This window comes from Pontivivens nitratireducens (assembly GCF_011290545.1).
GTDB lineage: Bacteria > Pseudomonadota > Alphaproteobacteria > Rhodobacterales > Rhodobacteraceae > Pontivivens > Pontivivens nitratireducens.
The window spans coordinates 2,699,190-2,713,821 of sequence record NZ_CP049811.1 but is presented as its reverse complement, the minus strand read 5'-3'; the positions used below and the strand labels follow the sequence as shown (position 1 = coordinate 2,713,821).

At 61.2% G+C, this 14,632-nt stretch carries 18 protein-coding genes and 1 tRNA gene; 18 read left to right on the top strand and 1 reads right to left on the bottom strand.

What is annotated here, in order from left to right:
* The first annotated feature begins 5 nt into the window (after nucleotides 1–5).
* From murA to G8E03_RS13265, 11 genes are all read left to right on the top strand, one after another.
* Nucleotides 6–1,271, top strand: a complete 1,266-nt coding sequence (gene murA / locus G8E03_RS13315) for a UDP-N-acetylglucosamine 1-carboxyvinyltransferase (RefSeq protein ID WP_166192825.1) — start codon at nucleotides 6–8, stop codon at nucleotides 1,269–1,271.
* Entirely contained in the window at nucleotides 1,268–1,744 is a 477-nt protein-coding gene (locus tag G8E03_RS13310; protein ID WP_166192822.1) for a DUF2948 family protein, read from the top strand. Before murA ends, G8E03_RS13310 begins: the two co-directional genes overlap by 4 nt.
* 86 nt (nucleotides 1,745–1,830) lie before the next feature.
* Entirely contained in the window at nucleotides 1,831–3,132 is a 1,302-nt protein-coding gene (gene hisD, locus G8E03_RS13305) for a histidinol dehydrogenase (RefSeq protein ID WP_166192819.1), read from the top strand.
* Nucleotides 3,129–3,593, top strand: a complete 465-nt coding sequence (locus G8E03_RS13300) for a UPF0262 family protein (protein ID WP_166192816.1) — start codon at nucleotides 3,129–3,131, stop codon at nucleotides 3,591–3,593. Before hisD ends, G8E03_RS13300 begins: the two co-directional genes overlap by 4 nt.
* Entirely contained in the window at nucleotides 3,593–4,039 is a 447-nt protein-coding gene (locus G8E03_RS13295; protein ID WP_166192813.1) for an arsenate-mycothiol transferase ArsC, read from the top strand. The genes G8E03_RS13300 and G8E03_RS13295 overlap by 1 nt, the downstream gene beginning before the upstream one ends.
* 194 nt (nucleotides 4,040–4,233) lie before the next feature.
* Nucleotides 4,234–4,848: a LysE family translocator gene (locus G8E03_RS13290; protein WP_166192810.1), complete on the top strand. Its 615-nt coding sequence runs from the start codon at nucleotides 4,234–4,236 to the stop codon at nucleotides 4,846–4,848.
* A gap of 83 nt (nucleotides 4,849–4,931) precedes the next feature.
* Entirely contained in the window at nucleotides 4,932–5,150 is a 219-nt protein-coding gene (gene infA, locus G8E03_RS13285; RefSeq protein ID WP_097927999.1) for a translation initiation factor IF-1, read from the top strand.
* 10 nt (nucleotides 5,151–5,160) lie between these two features.
* A complete protein-coding gene (locus tag G8E03_RS13280; RefSeq protein WP_166192807.1) occupies nucleotides 5,161–5,742 on the top strand; it encodes a Maf family protein in 582 nt (193 codons plus the stop codon).
* Nucleotides 5,739–6,782 carry a ribonuclease E/G gene (locus G8E03_RS13275; protein WP_166192804.1) on the top strand — a complete coding sequence of 348 codons (1,044 nt, stop codon included), beginning with the start codon at nucleotides 5,739–5,741 and terminating at the stop codon, nucleotides 6,780–6,782. Before G8E03_RS13280 ends, G8E03_RS13275 begins: the two co-directional genes overlap by 4 nt.
* Nucleotides 6,779–6,958, top strand: a complete 180-nt coding sequence (locus tag G8E03_RS13270; protein WP_166192801.1) for a DNA gyrase inhibitor YacG — start codon at nucleotides 6,779–6,781, stop codon at nucleotides 6,956–6,958. Before G8E03_RS13275 ends, G8E03_RS13270 begins: the two co-directional genes overlap by 4 nt.
* 82 nt (nucleotides 6,959–7,040) lie before the next feature.
* A tRNA-Phe gene (locus G8E03_RS13265) sits at nucleotides 7,041–7,115 on the top strand.
* A gap of 42 nt (nucleotides 7,116–7,157) precedes the next feature.
* Here the strand turns inward: G8E03_RS13265 and G8E03_RS13260 are convergent.
* Nucleotides 7,158–8,063 (bottom strand): LysR family transcriptional regulator, encoded by a 906-nt coding sequence (locus tag G8E03_RS13260; protein WP_166192798.1) that lies wholly within the window; start codon nucleotides 8,061–8,063, stop codon nucleotides 7,158–7,160.
* 147 nt (nucleotides 8,064–8,210) lie between these two features.
* Here G8E03_RS13260 and G8E03_RS13255 point away from each other — a divergent pair, with 147 nt between their 5' ends.
* The 7 genes from G8E03_RS13255 (at nucleotide 8,211) to G8E03_RS13225 (ending at nucleotide 14,627) form a co-directional block, all read left to right on the top strand.
* Nucleotides 8,211–9,254 (top strand): ABC transporter substrate-binding protein, encoded by a 1,044-nt coding sequence (locus tag G8E03_RS13255; protein ID WP_166192795.1) that lies wholly within the window; start codon nucleotides 8,211–8,213, stop codon nucleotides 9,252–9,254.
* Between the two features lie 7 nt (nucleotides 9,255–9,261).
* Nucleotides 9,262–10,071, top strand: coding sequence for an ABC transporter ATP-binding protein (locus tag G8E03_RS13250; RefSeq protein ID WP_166192792.1), 810 nt, complete (start codon nucleotides 9,262–9,264; stop codon nucleotides 10,069–10,071).
* Nucleotides 10,071–10,877 carry an ABC transporter permease gene (locus G8E03_RS13245; RefSeq protein WP_240910364.1) on the top strand — a complete coding sequence of 269 codons (807 nt, stop codon included), beginning with the start codon at nucleotides 10,071–10,073 and terminating at the stop codon, nucleotides 10,875–10,877. Before G8E03_RS13250 ends, G8E03_RS13245 begins: the two co-directional genes overlap by 1 nt.
* Nucleotides 10,878–10,955: 78 nt before the next feature.
* Nucleotides 10,956–12,320, top strand: a complete 1,365-nt coding sequence (locus tag G8E03_RS13240; protein WP_166192786.1) for an FAD-dependent oxidoreductase — start codon at nucleotides 10,956–10,958, stop codon at nucleotides 12,318–12,320.
* Nucleotides 12,321–12,329: 9 nt separating this feature from the next.
* Nucleotides 12,330–13,496, top strand: a complete 1,167-nt coding sequence (locus tag G8E03_RS13235; protein ID WP_166192783.1) for a CaiB/BaiF CoA transferase family protein — start codon at nucleotides 12,330–12,332, stop codon at nucleotides 13,494–13,496.
* Nucleotides 13,493–14,269 carry an enoyl-CoA hydratase-related protein gene (locus tag G8E03_RS13230; RefSeq protein WP_166192780.1) on the top strand — a complete coding sequence of 259 codons (777 nt, stop codon included), beginning with the start codon at nucleotides 13,493–13,495 and terminating at the stop codon, nucleotides 14,267–14,269. Before G8E03_RS13235 ends, G8E03_RS13230 begins: the two co-directional genes overlap by 4 nt.
* A 10-nt stretch (nucleotides 14,270–14,279) precedes the next feature.
* On the top strand, nucleotides 14,280–14,627 hold the full coding sequence (locus tag G8E03_RS13225) for a 4Fe-4S dicluster domain-containing protein (RefSeq protein ID WP_166192777.1): 348 nt from the start codon (nucleotides 14,280–14,282) through the stop codon (nucleotides 14,625–14,627).
* The last annotated feature ends 5 nt before the right edge of the window (nucleotides 14,628–14,632 follow it).

Below are 14,632 nucleotides of genomic sequence, written 5' to 3'. Positions count from 1 at the left end.
GACATATGGACAAGATCATCGTGCGGGGGGGCAATCGCCTGAACGGTCGTATCCCGATAGCGGGTGCGAAGAACGCCTGTCTGACCCTGATGCCGGCGGCGCTGTTGTCGGCGGAGCCGTTGACGCTGACCAATGCGCCGCGTCTCAGCGACATCCGCACCATGACGGAACTGCTGCAATCGCTGGGCTGCGAGGTGGCGAGCCTTCAGGACGGTCAGGTTCTGGCGCTGGGGTGCAAGCAGATCACGAACCACACCGCCGATTATGACATCGTGCGAAAGATGCGGGCCTCGATCCTCGTGCTCGGGCCTATGCTGGCGCGTGACGGTCATGCCGTCGTGTCGCTGCCCGGCGGCTGCGCCATCGGTGCGCGCCCCGTGGATCTGCACCTCAAGGTACTGGAGGCGATGGGGGCGCAGATCGACCTGCGCGACGGATATGTCCATGCCACCGCGCCAGACGGCCTGAAGGGGGCGGAGTTCACCTTCCCCGTTGTGTCCGTCGGCGCGACGGAGAACGCCCTGATGGCCGCGACCCTGGCCCAGGGGACGACCATCCTGCACAACGCCGCGCGGGAGCCGGAGATCGTCGACCTCGCCCACTGTCTGATCGCCATGGGGGCGCGGATCACGGGTGAGGATACCGGCACCATCACCATCGAGGGCGTCGAGAAGCTGCACGGCGCCACCCACCGCGTCGTCACGGATCGGATCGAACTGGGAACCTACATGCTGGCCCCGGTGATGACCGGCGGTTCGGTCGAGTTGCTGGGCGGGTCGCGTGTATTGGTCGGAAGCTTCGCCGACAAGCTGGAGGAAGCGGGCGTCACCATCGAGGAAACCCCCGAAGGTTTGCGCGTGACGCGTGAGGATACGCCGCTCAAGCCGCTGCACGTCGTGACGGAGCCGTATCCCGGATTCCCCACCGATCTTCAGGCGCAGATGATGGCGATGCTGATGCTGGCAGATGGCGAAAGCGTGCTGGAGGAGCGGATCTTTGAAAACCGCTTCATGCACGCCCCCGAATTGCAGCGCATGGGCGCGAACATTGTTGTGCGCGGCGGCACGGCGCATGTGCATGGCGGTGAAACGTTGAAGGGCGCAAAGGTCATGGCCACCGATCTGCGGGCATCGGTCTCTCTGATCCTCGCGGGATTGGCCGCGAAGGGTGAAACCGCGATCAGCCGGGTCTATCACCTCGACCGCGGATATGAAAACGTCGTCGAGAAGCTGTCCGCATGTGGTGCCGATATCGAACGGGTGACGGAATGAACGGAGAAGATGCAAGTTTCGCGGACGGGCAGGAAAGCCCCCTGCGGTTGATGGCGGCGGATGCCGACGATCTGCGCGTGATGTCGGCGTTGTGTCAGGACGCTGTCGCGCAAACGGCGGAGACGTCGTGGAATGTCAGTCGTCGGGAATTTGCCCTGCTATTGAACCGGTTCCGGTGGGAATATCACGTCGGTCGCCCCGGCCAACCAGCCGAACGCGTGCAATCGACGCTGGTGATCAACGATGTGAAGCGGGTGCGCGCGAACGGCGTCGACCCTAAGGACCGCGATCTGGTCCTGTCGCTGCTGGAGCTGGAATTCGCGCCGACGCAGGACGGGCAGGGCGTCCTGACGCTTGTTCTCGCCGGGGATGGAGAGATCGCGCTGGATGTCGAAAGCCTCAACCTGACGCTGACCGACGTGACCCGCCCGTATCTGGCCCCCTCACGCAAGGCGCCTGATCACAAGCTATAAGGCTTCGGCATATCGCGCGCCAATTTGCCGGGTTGAGAAGCGACCCTCCGGCGGCTAAGCCAGACATGCAACAAGACGAGCGACCCATGCCCCAGTTCCTATCCACCACCGATCCCGATTTCGAAACGAATTTCAGGGCGCTTCTGGGAATGAAGCGTGAGGCGGATGAGGACGTGGACAAGGCCGTCGCCGCAATTATCGCCGACGTCCGCGCGCGCGGCGATCAGGCCTTGATCGACTACACCGCCCGTTATGATCGCCTGACGTTGACGCCTGAAACGCTGGTCTTTTCGGTGGAGGAGGTCGACGCGGCCATCGCCACCGTACCGCCGCAGGAACGCTCCGCGCTGGAATTGGCCGCTGCCCGCATCCGCGCCTATCATGAGCGGCAGCGCCCCGAGAATGCGCTGTGGACTGATGAGGCCGGTGCGCAGTTGGGGTGGCGGTGGACCGCCGTGTCCGCAGCGGGGCTGTATGTTCCCGGCGGGCTGGCCTCCTACCCCTCGTCGGTGCTGATGAATGCCATCCCGGCGCAGGTCGCGGGGGTGGAGCGGTTGTGCATCTGCGCGCCGACACCGGACGGGGTTGCGAACCCTCTGGTTCTGCTCGCCGCACGGTTGGCGGGGGTGGAGACGATCTACCGCCTTGGCGGGGCGCAGGCCATCGCCGCGATGGCTTACGGAACGGATAGCGTGCAGCCGGTGGACAAGATTACCGGACCGGGCAATGCCTTCGTCGCCGCGGCCAAGCGGCGGGTGTTCGGGCAGGTCGGGATCGACATGATCGCGGGCCCATCGGAAATTCTGGTCATCGCTGACGCGGACAACGACCCGGACTGGATCGCCGTCGATTTGTTGAGTCAGGCCGAGCATGACGAGAGCGCGCAGTCGATCCTGATCACGACGGATCGTGCGTTTGGCGAAGCGGTCGCAAAGGCTGTGGACAAGCGCCTCGAAACGCTGGAACGACGCAAGATTGCCGGCAAGAGCTGGGCGGATTTCGGTGCGGTCATCACCGTGCGCAATGTGGAGGAAGCTGTCGCGCTGTCCGACCGCATCGCGCCGGAGCATCTGGAGATCGCCTGTGCCGATGCTCAGGATATCGCGGACACGATCCGCCACGCGGGCGCGATCTTTATCGGCGCATGGACGCCGGAGGCGATCGGGGATTACGTCGGCGGGCCGAACCACGTGTTGCCCACGGCACGATCGGCGCGGTTTTCGTCCGGGCTGTCTGTCCTCGATTTCATGAAGCGCACGACCCTCGCCCGCATGACGCCCGACGCTCTGGCAGCGATCGGGCCTGCGGCGGAAACCCTCGCCATCTCCGAAGGGCTGGAGGCGCATGGCCTGTCTGTCCGCGCCCGTCTCGAAAGGCTGAACACATGAGCCGTCTCACGAAAATCGAGCTGGACGATACGGGTCTGCCGCCCCCGACGGCTGAAATCGAGCAGGAACGCAAGGTCGCGCTGTTCGATCTGCTTGAGGAAAATTCCTTCGCGCCCACCGGCGCGCCGGACGGACCGTTTCACCTGTACCTGTCCATTCAGGATCGGCGCCTCGTATTCGATATCCGCGATCAGGACGATGCGGCGGTCGGGGCTTTTCACCTGTCCCTCAGCCCGTTCCGGCAGGTCATCAAGGATTACTTCCAAATCTGCGAAGCCTATTTCGAGGCGGTCAAACGACTGCCCCCCGCCCAGATCGAGGCGATCGACATGGGCCGTCGCGGGATCCACGATGAGGGCAGCCGCATCCTGGCAGAGCGGTTGGAGGGCAAGGTTCAGACCGATCACGCGACGGCGCGTCGTCTGTTCACGCTGATCTGCGTTCTGCATTTCAAGGGGTGATGGCCGATCGTCCGACATCTGTTCTGTTCTGCTGCGATCACAACGCTGTCCGCTCCCCCATGGCGGAGGGGATCCTGAAACAGCAGTTTGGCCACTCGATCTATGTGCAATCGGTCGGGGTGCGCCACGATCAGGAAATCGACGGGTTCGCGATCCAGGTCTGCTCTGAGGTCGGGGTGGAGCTGGCGCGCCACCGTTCCCGGTCCTTCGAGGAAATGTCCGAGTGGGGCGACAATCTGGACGCGTTCGACCTGATTGTCGCTCTCAGCCCGGCCAGTCTGCGCCATGCGCATGAGTTGACCCGAAATTCCGCCGTCGAGGTCTTGTACTGGCCCATCATGGACCCGACCGGCCTGGCCGAGGGGCGCGAGGAGCGGTTGGAACATTACCGCACCGCCCGCGATCAGATCCTCAAACATATCGAAGAGCTCTTCGGAACAGCCTGAGCTTGCAGACCCCGCTTCCTCTGACTTCATGGTGTCGAGGCGGGAGGTCGAATGCGCTCCGCTCACGGGTTTCCGGTTGCTGCCACCCGGAAAATGCCGAGCGATCCTGATTCCGGGGGGTGTGGATATGCCGTTCGATGGCAAGCGCATGATCCGGGGTGGCTCCACCCCGCTGTTCGAAGGGTGCTGATCTGATGAGCTTTGAAACCTGGCTTGCCTTCACCGTGGCGTCCGCCGTCCTCGTGGCGATTCCCGGGCCGACCGTTTTGCTGGTCGTCAGCTTCGCGCTGGGACAGGGCCGCCGGACCGCCTGGGCGACCGTGCCGGGCGTGGCGCTGGGTGATCTGTTCGCCATGGTGGTGTCTCTCGCAGGGGCGGGGGCGATCCTCGCCGCGTCTGCGACGGCGTTCACGGTGCTGAAACTGCTGGGCGCGCTCTATCTGATCTGGTTGGGGATCGGCCTGCTGCGCAGCGCGCCCAGGACGTTCGAGGCACAGCCCGCCACCGGGCGCAGGCTGTTTCGCAACAGTTTTACCGTGACGTTGCTGAACCCCAAGGGCATTGTTTTCTTCATCGCATTCGTTCCGCAATTCATTGACGCGAACGGGCCGATATTGGCCCAGACCGCGATCCTGATCGCGACATTCGTGACGATGGGGGCCATTAATGCGACGCTTTGGGCGATTGCGGCCGGTACGATGCGCGACAGGCTGGCCTCGATCCGCGCGCAGCGCAATATCGCGCGGGTCGGTGGCAGCTTCCTGATTTTGGCGGGGATGGTCACTGCACTGACGCGTCGCGCGGTGTAGGACTTGATTTCCCCGCATTTTAGGCCCATATCCGGCCTCGCGCAGGCAACCGCCTGCCCATGATTAACAACTCTGGAGTGAGCATGGCCAAAGAAGAGCTGCTTGAATTTCCCGGGGTCGTGATCGAACTTTTGCCGAACGCGACGTTTCGGGTGAAGCTCGAAAATGACCATGAGATCATTGCGCATACCGCAGGCAAGATGCGCAAGAACCGCATTCGCGTGCTGGCGGGTGACAAGGTTCAGGTCGAAATGACCCCCTATGACCTGACCAAGGGTCGGATCAATTACCGCTTCAAGTGATGGCGCCCCGATGCGCCTGACATTGGCGTCAGCCTCCCCGCGCCGGCGGGAGCTGCTGGCGCAGATCGGCGTCACGCCCGACGCGATCATGCCCGCCGATATTGATGAGACCCCACAGCGTGGTGAACAACCGCGCCCCTATGCCCTGCGTCTGGCGCGGGAAAAGGCGGCGGCGGTGGATGTGCCGGGATTGGTGCTGGCCGCGGATACGGTGGTTTGCGTGGGGCGTCGCATCCTCGGCAAACCCACCGATGCGGATGAGGCGGCGCGCTTTCTGACCCTGCTGGGCGGGCGTCGGCACCGCGTCATGACCGGTATCGCCTTGCGGCGAACGGATGGCTTCGTTTCCGCGAAAACCGTAGAGACTTCCGTGAAGCTCAAGCGTTTGTCCGCCGCCGAACTGAACGCATATATTGATAGTGGCGAATGGCAGGGCAAGGCGGGCGGATATGCCATTCAGGGGATCGGTGCCGCATTCGTGCCGTGGATCAGCGGCAGTTACACCAACGTGGTCGGCCTGCCTCTGACCGAGGTGGCGGGCCTTTTGAACGCGGCAGGATATCCGCTGAGCTATCAGGGGATTGCCGCATGAAGGGTCGCATCGTCGCCATCCAGACCCGATCCGACGGCGCAGGCAATATTGCCGCCCTGATCGAGGATGGCCGACTGGAGGATCTGCTGGTCGATCCGGCGGACGGCTCCGGCCTGCAACCCGGTGCGATCTGTCGTGGCGTGATGGAGCGTCCGCTCAAGGGGCAGGGCGCGGCAATCGTGCGCTTGCCCGACGGGCAGAAGGGCTGGTTGCGGGAGCCGAAGGGCATCTCTCCCGGCATGTCCATCCTCGTTCAGATCTCCACCCACGCGGAACCCGGCAAGGCAATCCCGGTCACGCTGCGCCTGACCTTCAAGTCGCGCTACGCCATCGTCACACCCGGTGCACCGGGCCTGAATGTCGCCCGCTCCATTCGGGATGAGGAAGAACGCGACCGGCTGGACCTGCTCGCGCGGGAGGGGATGCATGGGGCCGAGGGGATCGGTCTGGTCCTGCGGACCTCTTGCGAGGGTGCATCGGATGAGGATATCGCCGCCGATATCGCGGATATGCGCCAACTGGCCGAGGCTGTTCTGGGCGATGAGGGCAAGGGCCCGGAATTGCTGGTGGACGCGCCGGACGTGGCCACGCGGGCCTGGCGCGACTGGCCGCAGCCGGACATGGTGGCCGAAGGGGCGACCGCTTTCGACGATCACGGCGTCACGGATGTGTTGGAGGATCTGCGCGCGATCCGGGTCAACCTCGGCGGGGCTGCATGGATGGCTGTCGAGCCGACCTCGGCGCTGGTGGCGGTCGATGTGAACACGGGCGGCGATACCTCACCTGCCGCCGGGTTGAAGGCGAATTTGGCCGCGGTGGAGGCATTGCCACGCGCCTTGCGCCTTCGCGGTCTTGGTGGGCAAATCGTCGTCGATTGTGCGCCGATCTCCAAGAAACAACGACTGGATGTCGAGGCTGCGGCCCGCCGCGCCTTCAAGCGTGATACGGTCGATACCCAAGTGGTCGGCTGGACTCCTCTGGGCCATCTGGAATTGCTGCGAAAGCGGGAACGTCAACCCCTGCGGGAGGTAATGCCGTGAAGTGCCCGATATGCGGTCGCCCGCGCGACCAGAAATACCGTCCTTTCTGCTCGAAACGCTGTACGGACCTGGATCTGGCGCGCTGGCTGGACGGCAGCTATGCCATTCCCGACGAGGGGGCCGATACGGCGGAGAACACGCCCCCGACCCCGGTTTTTCGTGGGGACGACGTCTGATGCGGCAGCTTGTCAAAAAGCCTCTGGACACCCCGCTGGGCCTGTTCTAAACCCGCCTCACCCGAGGGAAACCTCACCCGATGCCCGGGTAGCTCAGGGGTAGAGCAGCGGATTGAAAATCCGCGTGTCGGTGGTTCAAATCCGCCCCCGGGCACCACTAAAAACAGCCCGGCTGGTCTTTAAATATTTTTGAAACGCTTTAAGAGTCGAGCCGCATCAGGCGAAGATCGCGACCAATTACATCGCAAAGGTGACGCTTCGCTGGATCAATGCCATGAGTTACGGATACCAGCAGTCCTATCCGCATATCATTGAGCCCTTCTTGAACCAAAGGGATGAACTTTAATTTCCCCGCCTCTATCTCATCAATAAAGCCAATTTTTGTGTAGAGACCTATGCCTTGATTATCGAGGATCATTTGTTTCGCAATGATCAGTGCGTTGGTAAAGACATGCGTCGATAACGGTGAGGCGATGGTCGAGACGACCTGATCGACGATTGAATTACGACCGCGGGCGTCGAGAGTGCGCACCAAACGATAGCTGGCGATATCGTCAATGGTAACGCTGTTGCGTTCGGCTATCGGGTGGTCGCTGCGGACAATTACACCGAAAGGCGCAGATTTTTCGGAAATCACCCGCACATCGGGGTGTAGGTCCAGCAAGAATGAGATGCCGATATCTGTGTCGCCCTCGGCCACGGATTTCATCACGTCGTCAGGCAACGCGGTGGTGACAGAAATGGAGATGTCAGGGAAAGTCTGGCTGAACTGATGCAGGGCTTGAGGCAAAATCCCAAAGGCCACAGAATCGATCGTTTCGACTTTAAGGTGGCCGGTCCGCAGATCGCGCAGGTCATCGATTAAGACCCGGGTGCGCTCATAGTCGTGAAGGGTCTTGCGGCAGTGCTCCAAAAGGATGCTGCCGATTCCCGTCAGTTCTACCCCCTCTGGCGTGCGGTCAAAAATGGCAACCCCAAGTTGCTGCTCAACGCTGAGTATCTTGCGATTTACCGAGGTTGACGACACATTCAGGACCGTCGCAGCCTTTCGGATCGACCCCTGGCGCGCAACTTCATCAAAGTATTTTAAGAAGTTAGTGTGCAAGGCGACGCTCCAAAATTAAGGTGGTGCAGTTTTTGCACCGCTGTTGGTCGTATTTGTTTCTTCCTGCATCGCCGTTCACTGACGTAGAGTCAAATGTGAAGGCAAACAGAGACAAACAACCGAAATACGATCAACGGGAGATCATCAATGACACGACCTTCTTTCCTTGAGATGAACCGCCGCGCGTTGCTGAAATCTATGGTTGCCTTCGGCGGTGCCGCGACAACCGGCACCCTTGTGGGCATCGAAAAGGCCTTTGCGCAGGATACGTTCAACGTGACCATGCAACTGGGCTGGCTGGCGACCAACGGCATTCTGGGCGAGGTGGTCGCCGACAAGAAAGGGTTCTTTGCCGAAGAGGGTTTGACCCTTGATATCGTCGCGGGCGGTCCGAATGTGGATGGGGTCGCATCGGTCGCTTCCGGGCGTGCCAATCTTGGTCAAATCTCCTCCAGCCCATCGCTGATGCTGGCACGTTCCGCCGGGTTGCCCATCAAATGTATCGCCGCCGGGTACCAGCAGCATCCGTTTACCTATTTCTCGCTCAAGGATAATCCGGTCAATACGCCACAGGATCTGATCGGCAAGCGGGTTGCAACCAACGGCACCGCCCGCATCTTGCTGCGCGCCATGCTGGCCAAGAACGGTATTTCCGAGGACGATGTCGAGGTCATGGTCATGGGGTCGGATATGGCACCGCTGATGACCGGTCAGGTCGATGTAGTGACCGGTTGGAAGACCAACACCAGCGCCCTTGCCATACTGGGCGATCAGCGCAACGACATGACGCTCTGGGACGCGGGCATCCAGCTTTATGCCAACCCCTATTACGTCAACGACGAAACGTTGAACGAACATCCTGAGCAGGTCAATGGGATGATCCGTGCGATTTCCAAGGGCTGGGGCTACGCTTATGAAAACCGCGAAGAGGCCGTCGATATTCTTGTCGAGCGCTATCCCAACATGGACCGCGAAATGGAATTGGCCACGGTCGATCTGGTGCTCGATTATTCCTTCAACGAAGAGACAGCCGCCAAGGGCTGGGGCACGATGACCTCGGAAAACTGGCAAGCACAGATCGCCATCTACGACCAGCTCGACCAGTTTGAAAACGGCGCGCCTTCGCTTGAAGACGTAATGACCCTCTCCGTGCTTGAAGCCACCGAGGCCGCACGCCCTAAATATGGATGATTGAACAATGTCATCGTTAGTTGAAACCCAAGCAGCGCCAGTCGGATCTCCGACCGGACCAATCGCCGCCTCGCTGAAAGACGCCTCCGTCAAATTCGGTTCCTTCACGGCCATTAGCGGGATTTCGATCGATATCGCAGAGGGCGCGTTCTATACCATTCTTGGCCCGTCGGGCTGCGGCAAATCCACGATGCTGCGGCTGGTGTCGGATCTGATCCCGGCCGCCGCAGGCGATGTGTCGATCTTTGGCAAATCCACAGAAGAAGCCCGGCTGGCGCGTGAATTCGCCTTTGTCTTTCAGGATGCGACTTTGCTGCCGTGGCGCTCGGCGCTGAAGAACGTTGAACTGCCTCTTGAGATCGGTCGCCGCCGGGGCATCAAGCTTCCCGTCGGCAACAAAACCCCCCGCGAGCTTTTGAAACTTGTCGGGCTGGAAGGCCGCGAAGACGCACTGCCGCATGAGCTGTCGGGCGGGATGCGCCAGCGGGTGGCCATTGCCCGGGCACTGGTCTGCCAGCCCAAGCTGTTGCTGATGGATGAGCCTTTTGGCGCGCTGGATGAGATGACCCGTGATCACCTGAACCTGCAACTGCTGAAAATCTGGGAAGAGACCGGGGTAACGATCCTCTTTGTTACCCACTCGATCCCCGAGGCAGTGTTTCTGGGGCAGAAGGTGATGATGTTGCAGGCCCATCCCGGGCGCTTGCGCGAGGTGGTCGACATTGATTTGCCGAGCCCGCGCACAATCGAACAGCGTGATACGCAGGAATTCGTCCAGTATTCCGCCTATATGCGCAAGCTGCTGGAGACATGCTGATGGCCGCCATCGAGAACATTCAGACTGCGGACCCGGAGATCGACATCGAACGCGCCATTGAAAGGCGCCAGAAAATGCTGTCCATCGCCGTGCCTTTGGGCACCGCAGCGGGTTTGATCCTGCTTTGGCAAATCGGTGTCCGGTTGTTTGCCGTGCCCACTTATATCGCCCCTGCGCCGACGGATGTGGCCTATACACTGGTGGACAAATTTCCGCTCCTGCTGGCCAATTTCTGGCCGACGCTTTACGAAAGTGTGCTGGGGTTCATCGTAGGCAACATCGCGGCGGTGCTGATTGCTGTGGCCTTTGTCCACAGTCGCACGGTTGAGCGCGCCTTTTTTCCCATCGCGGTCTTTGTAAACACCATCCCGATCCTGGCCATCGCGCCGATCTTGGTGCTGATCTTCGGGCCGGGCGTCACTGCCAAGGTGGTGATCGCGGCACTGATCTGCTTTTTTCCGACGCTGGTGAATATGGTCCGCGGCTTGCAGGCCGTGAACCCGCAGGCGTTAGAACTGGCCCGCATCCTATCGGCCTCGAAATCCGAGGTTTTCTGGAAGATCAGATTGCCTTCCTCGCTGCCCTTTCTGTTCTCCGCACTGAAAATCGCAGCGACCACCAGTGTCATCGGTGCGATTGTCGGAGAATGGGTCGGGGCCGATATGGGGCTTGGAGCGCTGATCATCGATGCCACCTTCAACTTCAACTCACCCTTGCTCTACGCCACCGTCTTTATGTCCTCGGGACTGTCGGTGCTGATGTTCGCCACCGTGTCGATTGTCGAACGACTGGTCGTGCGCTGGTAAGATAACATACTGAAAAAAAACGTGAATTGCATTGCTTCAGGCTTGAGGGCCGGGCAGCGCATCGAGAGGAGTACGCTCATGACTGCACAAATCAAAGATCACGTCCAAACCCGCAGCGAACAGGTGCCGGTGGTGGCAGACACCGATGTGGTTGTCATCGGCGCTGGCCCGGCTGGGGTCTCCGCCGCGGTCTCCGCCGCCCGCAACGGGTGCTCTGTGACCCTGCTGGAACGCTACCACCACCTTGGCGGTATGGCCTCTGGGGGCATGGTTCTGGTGCTCGACGACATGGTCAACGAGGGCAATGAGATCGTCACCACTGGCATCGTCAGCGAATATGTCGACCGGATGGTGAAACAGGACGGCGCGGTCTATCCGCCGTCGGAAGACTGCCTGACCAATTGGGACATGTGGCAGAAGTGGTCCCGCTGGGGCTGCATCGACTTCCACAAAACCGGGATGCCGCAGCCGATCATCCATGCCGTGGCTTTTGATCCGGACGCCTGGAAGCGGGTCAGCCTTGATCTGGTCAAGGACTCGGGCATCAACCTGCGCCTGCACAGCTGGTTCTCTGAGGCACTGGTCGAAGGCAATCGCGTCACCGGCGTGATCTGCCAGACCAAGCTGGGCCGTCAGGCGATCAAGGCCGATATGGTGATCGACGCCAGTGGCGATCTGGACGTGGCCTCCTCTGCCGGGGCGTCCTTCGTCGACGGCCAGTTCATCGTGACCACCGTCTTTCGCCTTTGTGATGTGGATACCGACAAGGCCGAAGCCTTTGAGTATGCCAACCCTGAGGAGTACAAGAAACTTGACCGTCAGGCCCGCCGCATCATCGGCGGTGCGTGGGGCATGTGGTGGCTGAAGACGCCGCTGCCGGGTATCGTCTGGTGCAACTGTCCGCATATGCCGGGCTATGACGGGCTATCGCCCGAACATATGGTTGAGGCTGAGTTTGAAGGCCGCGAGCGGATGATGAAGCTGCTGGCCTTTGCCCGCGCGAACATCCCTGGCTTTGAAAACGCCAAGATGCTGGGCGCGGCCGAGCAGATGGGCGTACGCCAAACCCGTCTGCTTCAGGGTGAATATGTGGTCACCAAGGACGATGTGAAAAGCCGCCGCCACTTTGCAGACAGCGTGTGCCGGGGCCGCGACTACTACACCCCATACCGCGCGTTGCTGCCCAAGGGCGTCGACAACCTGATCGTCGCTGGCCGTCACTATTCGGTCGAAAGCGAGGCGCAGAAAATGTCCCGCGAGATCCCGCCATGCATGTCCCAGGGCGAGGCCGCCGGTGTGGCGGTAGCCAAGGCGCTACAGGGCAACTGTGCGCTGCGCGACGTCGATGTGACCGCCATCCAAAAACAAATGCGCGCGCAGGGCGCTGACCCGGGCGATGTGCCCTCGGCCAACGCCCTCGTAGAAGAAACAGTGGACGCATAGGAGGACCCCATGAAGCAGAATACTTTTCCCCTCGATAACATTCGAGTAATCGATTTCACCCAAGTGATGCTCGGCCCCTGTGCCACTCAGATGTTGGCCGATTTTGGCGCGGACGTTATCAAGATCGAACGACCCGGTGCAGGCGACCTGTCGCGCGACTTTTATGGTGAGGACGGTGAGGAGGCGATGAACAACGCCGTCTTTGCCTCGCTCAACCGCAACAAACGTTCGGTAGAGATCGACACCAAATCGGCGGAAGGCAAGCAGATGGTCTATGACCTTGTGCGTGAAGCCGATGTGGTGGTCGATAACTTCCGCGCCGGTGTGATGGACCGGTTGGGCTTTGGCTATGACAAGCTGAGAGAGATCAACCCGGGCATCATCTGCGCCTCGGGCACCGGCTTTGGCGAAACCGGCCCCTATGCGCACAAAGGCGGTCAGGACGTGCTGGCCCAGGCTATGAGCGGCGTGATGGAGAAGACGTCGGACCCGTCGATCCCCAAGTCGATCTACCCGACGACGCTGTGTGACTACACCGCCGGTATGCATTTGGTGCAGGGCGTGCTGGCAGCGCTGCTGTTACGGACAAAGACCGGGCAGGGCCAGAAGGTCAGTGTCTCGCTTTACGACTCGATGATTGCGATGCAGATGCAGGAGGCCGCGCAGTGGAGCAAACACCGCGAGGTTCTGAACTGGGCCGCAATGCCCTTAACCGGAGTGTTCGACACCACCGATGGCGCTGTCGTTGTTGTGGGGGCGTTCAAGCTCAACCCCTTGCAGGACATCTGCAAAGCGTTGGAGATTGAAGACCTGTCGCCGCAATATCCGACCCTTCCGTCGCAGCGTAAGAACAAGCCGTTCCTGCAAGAAACCTTCGGCGAACGCTTTGCTACCAACACCACAGCCTATTGGCTGGAGCGTCTGGAGGCTCAGGATCTGCTCTGCGCCCCGGTGCGCCCCCTAAGCAGCGCCTTGGAAGATCCGCAAACCGAGATCAACGGCATGTTGCTCGACATTGATCACCCGATTCTGGGCCAGATGCAGCTTATCGGCTCGCCGGTGCATCTCAGCGACGTGCCGTTGGGCATTCGCCGGATGCCGCCGCGTCTGGGGGAGCATACCGAAGAGGTCATCGAAGAGTTTGGCCTGCGGCAGAAGGAAAGGATCGCAGGATGAGCGTACTCTTCAACGTCGAGGATCATGTGGCGCGCGTTACCATCGACCGGCCCGACCGGATGAACGCGATGGATAGCGCGACTCAGACCCGGCTGGCTGAGATATGGGAGGAGATTGAGGCCACACCCGAGATCCGCTGCGTGGTCCTGACCGGCAGTGGTGATCGGGCCTTCTCGGCCGGGGCGGACCTGAAGGACGACAGCAGCATGTCCGGTGTCGACTACTGGAAGGACATCAGTGCAACCGGGTTTGGCCGGATCGCCCTGCGCGGCACCCTGACCACCCCGGTGATCGCGCGGATCAACGGACTGGCGCTTGGCGGGGGGCTGGAGATGGCGATGGGCTGTGACATTCTCATCGCTGCCGACACCGCGCGCTTTGGCCTGCCCGAGGCCAAGGTGGGGCGGCTGCCGCTGGACGGCGGCATGGTCACGCTGCCCCGTTTGATTCCCCGCAATATCGCCATGGGCATGATGATGACGGGCCGCATGGTCTCGGCGCAGGACATGGCCGGCTATGGGCTGGTGAACGCGGTGGTCCCTGCCGCAGATCTCGACGCCGAGGTCAACCGTTGGGTCGCCGACATCCTCGCTTCGGCCCCGCTGAGCGTAAAGGCAATCAAGGCGACTGCGCGTGAGACAGCGCATATGTCGATCCATGAGGCCTATCAGCACGAAACACCCCAGCTGATCGCCGCGCTTCAATCCGAGGATGCCGATGAGGGGGTGGCCGCATTTCGGGACAAACGCGCTCCGGTTTGGCGCGGCAAATAAGGAAGCGGCCATGCCTTTGATCATCACCAGCGCATGCATCGACGTCAAAGACGGGATCTGCACCACCTCCTGTCCGGTCGATTGCATCTACGAAGGCGAGCGGATGTTCTACATCCACCCGATCGAATGCATCGAATGTGGCATGTGCGAAAGCATCTGTCCGGTTGATGCAATCCGCTATGATGACGAAGCCACCGGCGTGGAGGCGAAATTCGTTCGGATAAATGCCGAAGTCTTTCACGACGCCTCGGGCGCGGTCGATGAGCCCGGCGGGTGGTACAAAGGCGCCGACCCCATCAAGGATCACCCTGAGGTCGCCGCCTATGAGGCGCATATCCCAGAAACACAGGATCAATGAGGTTA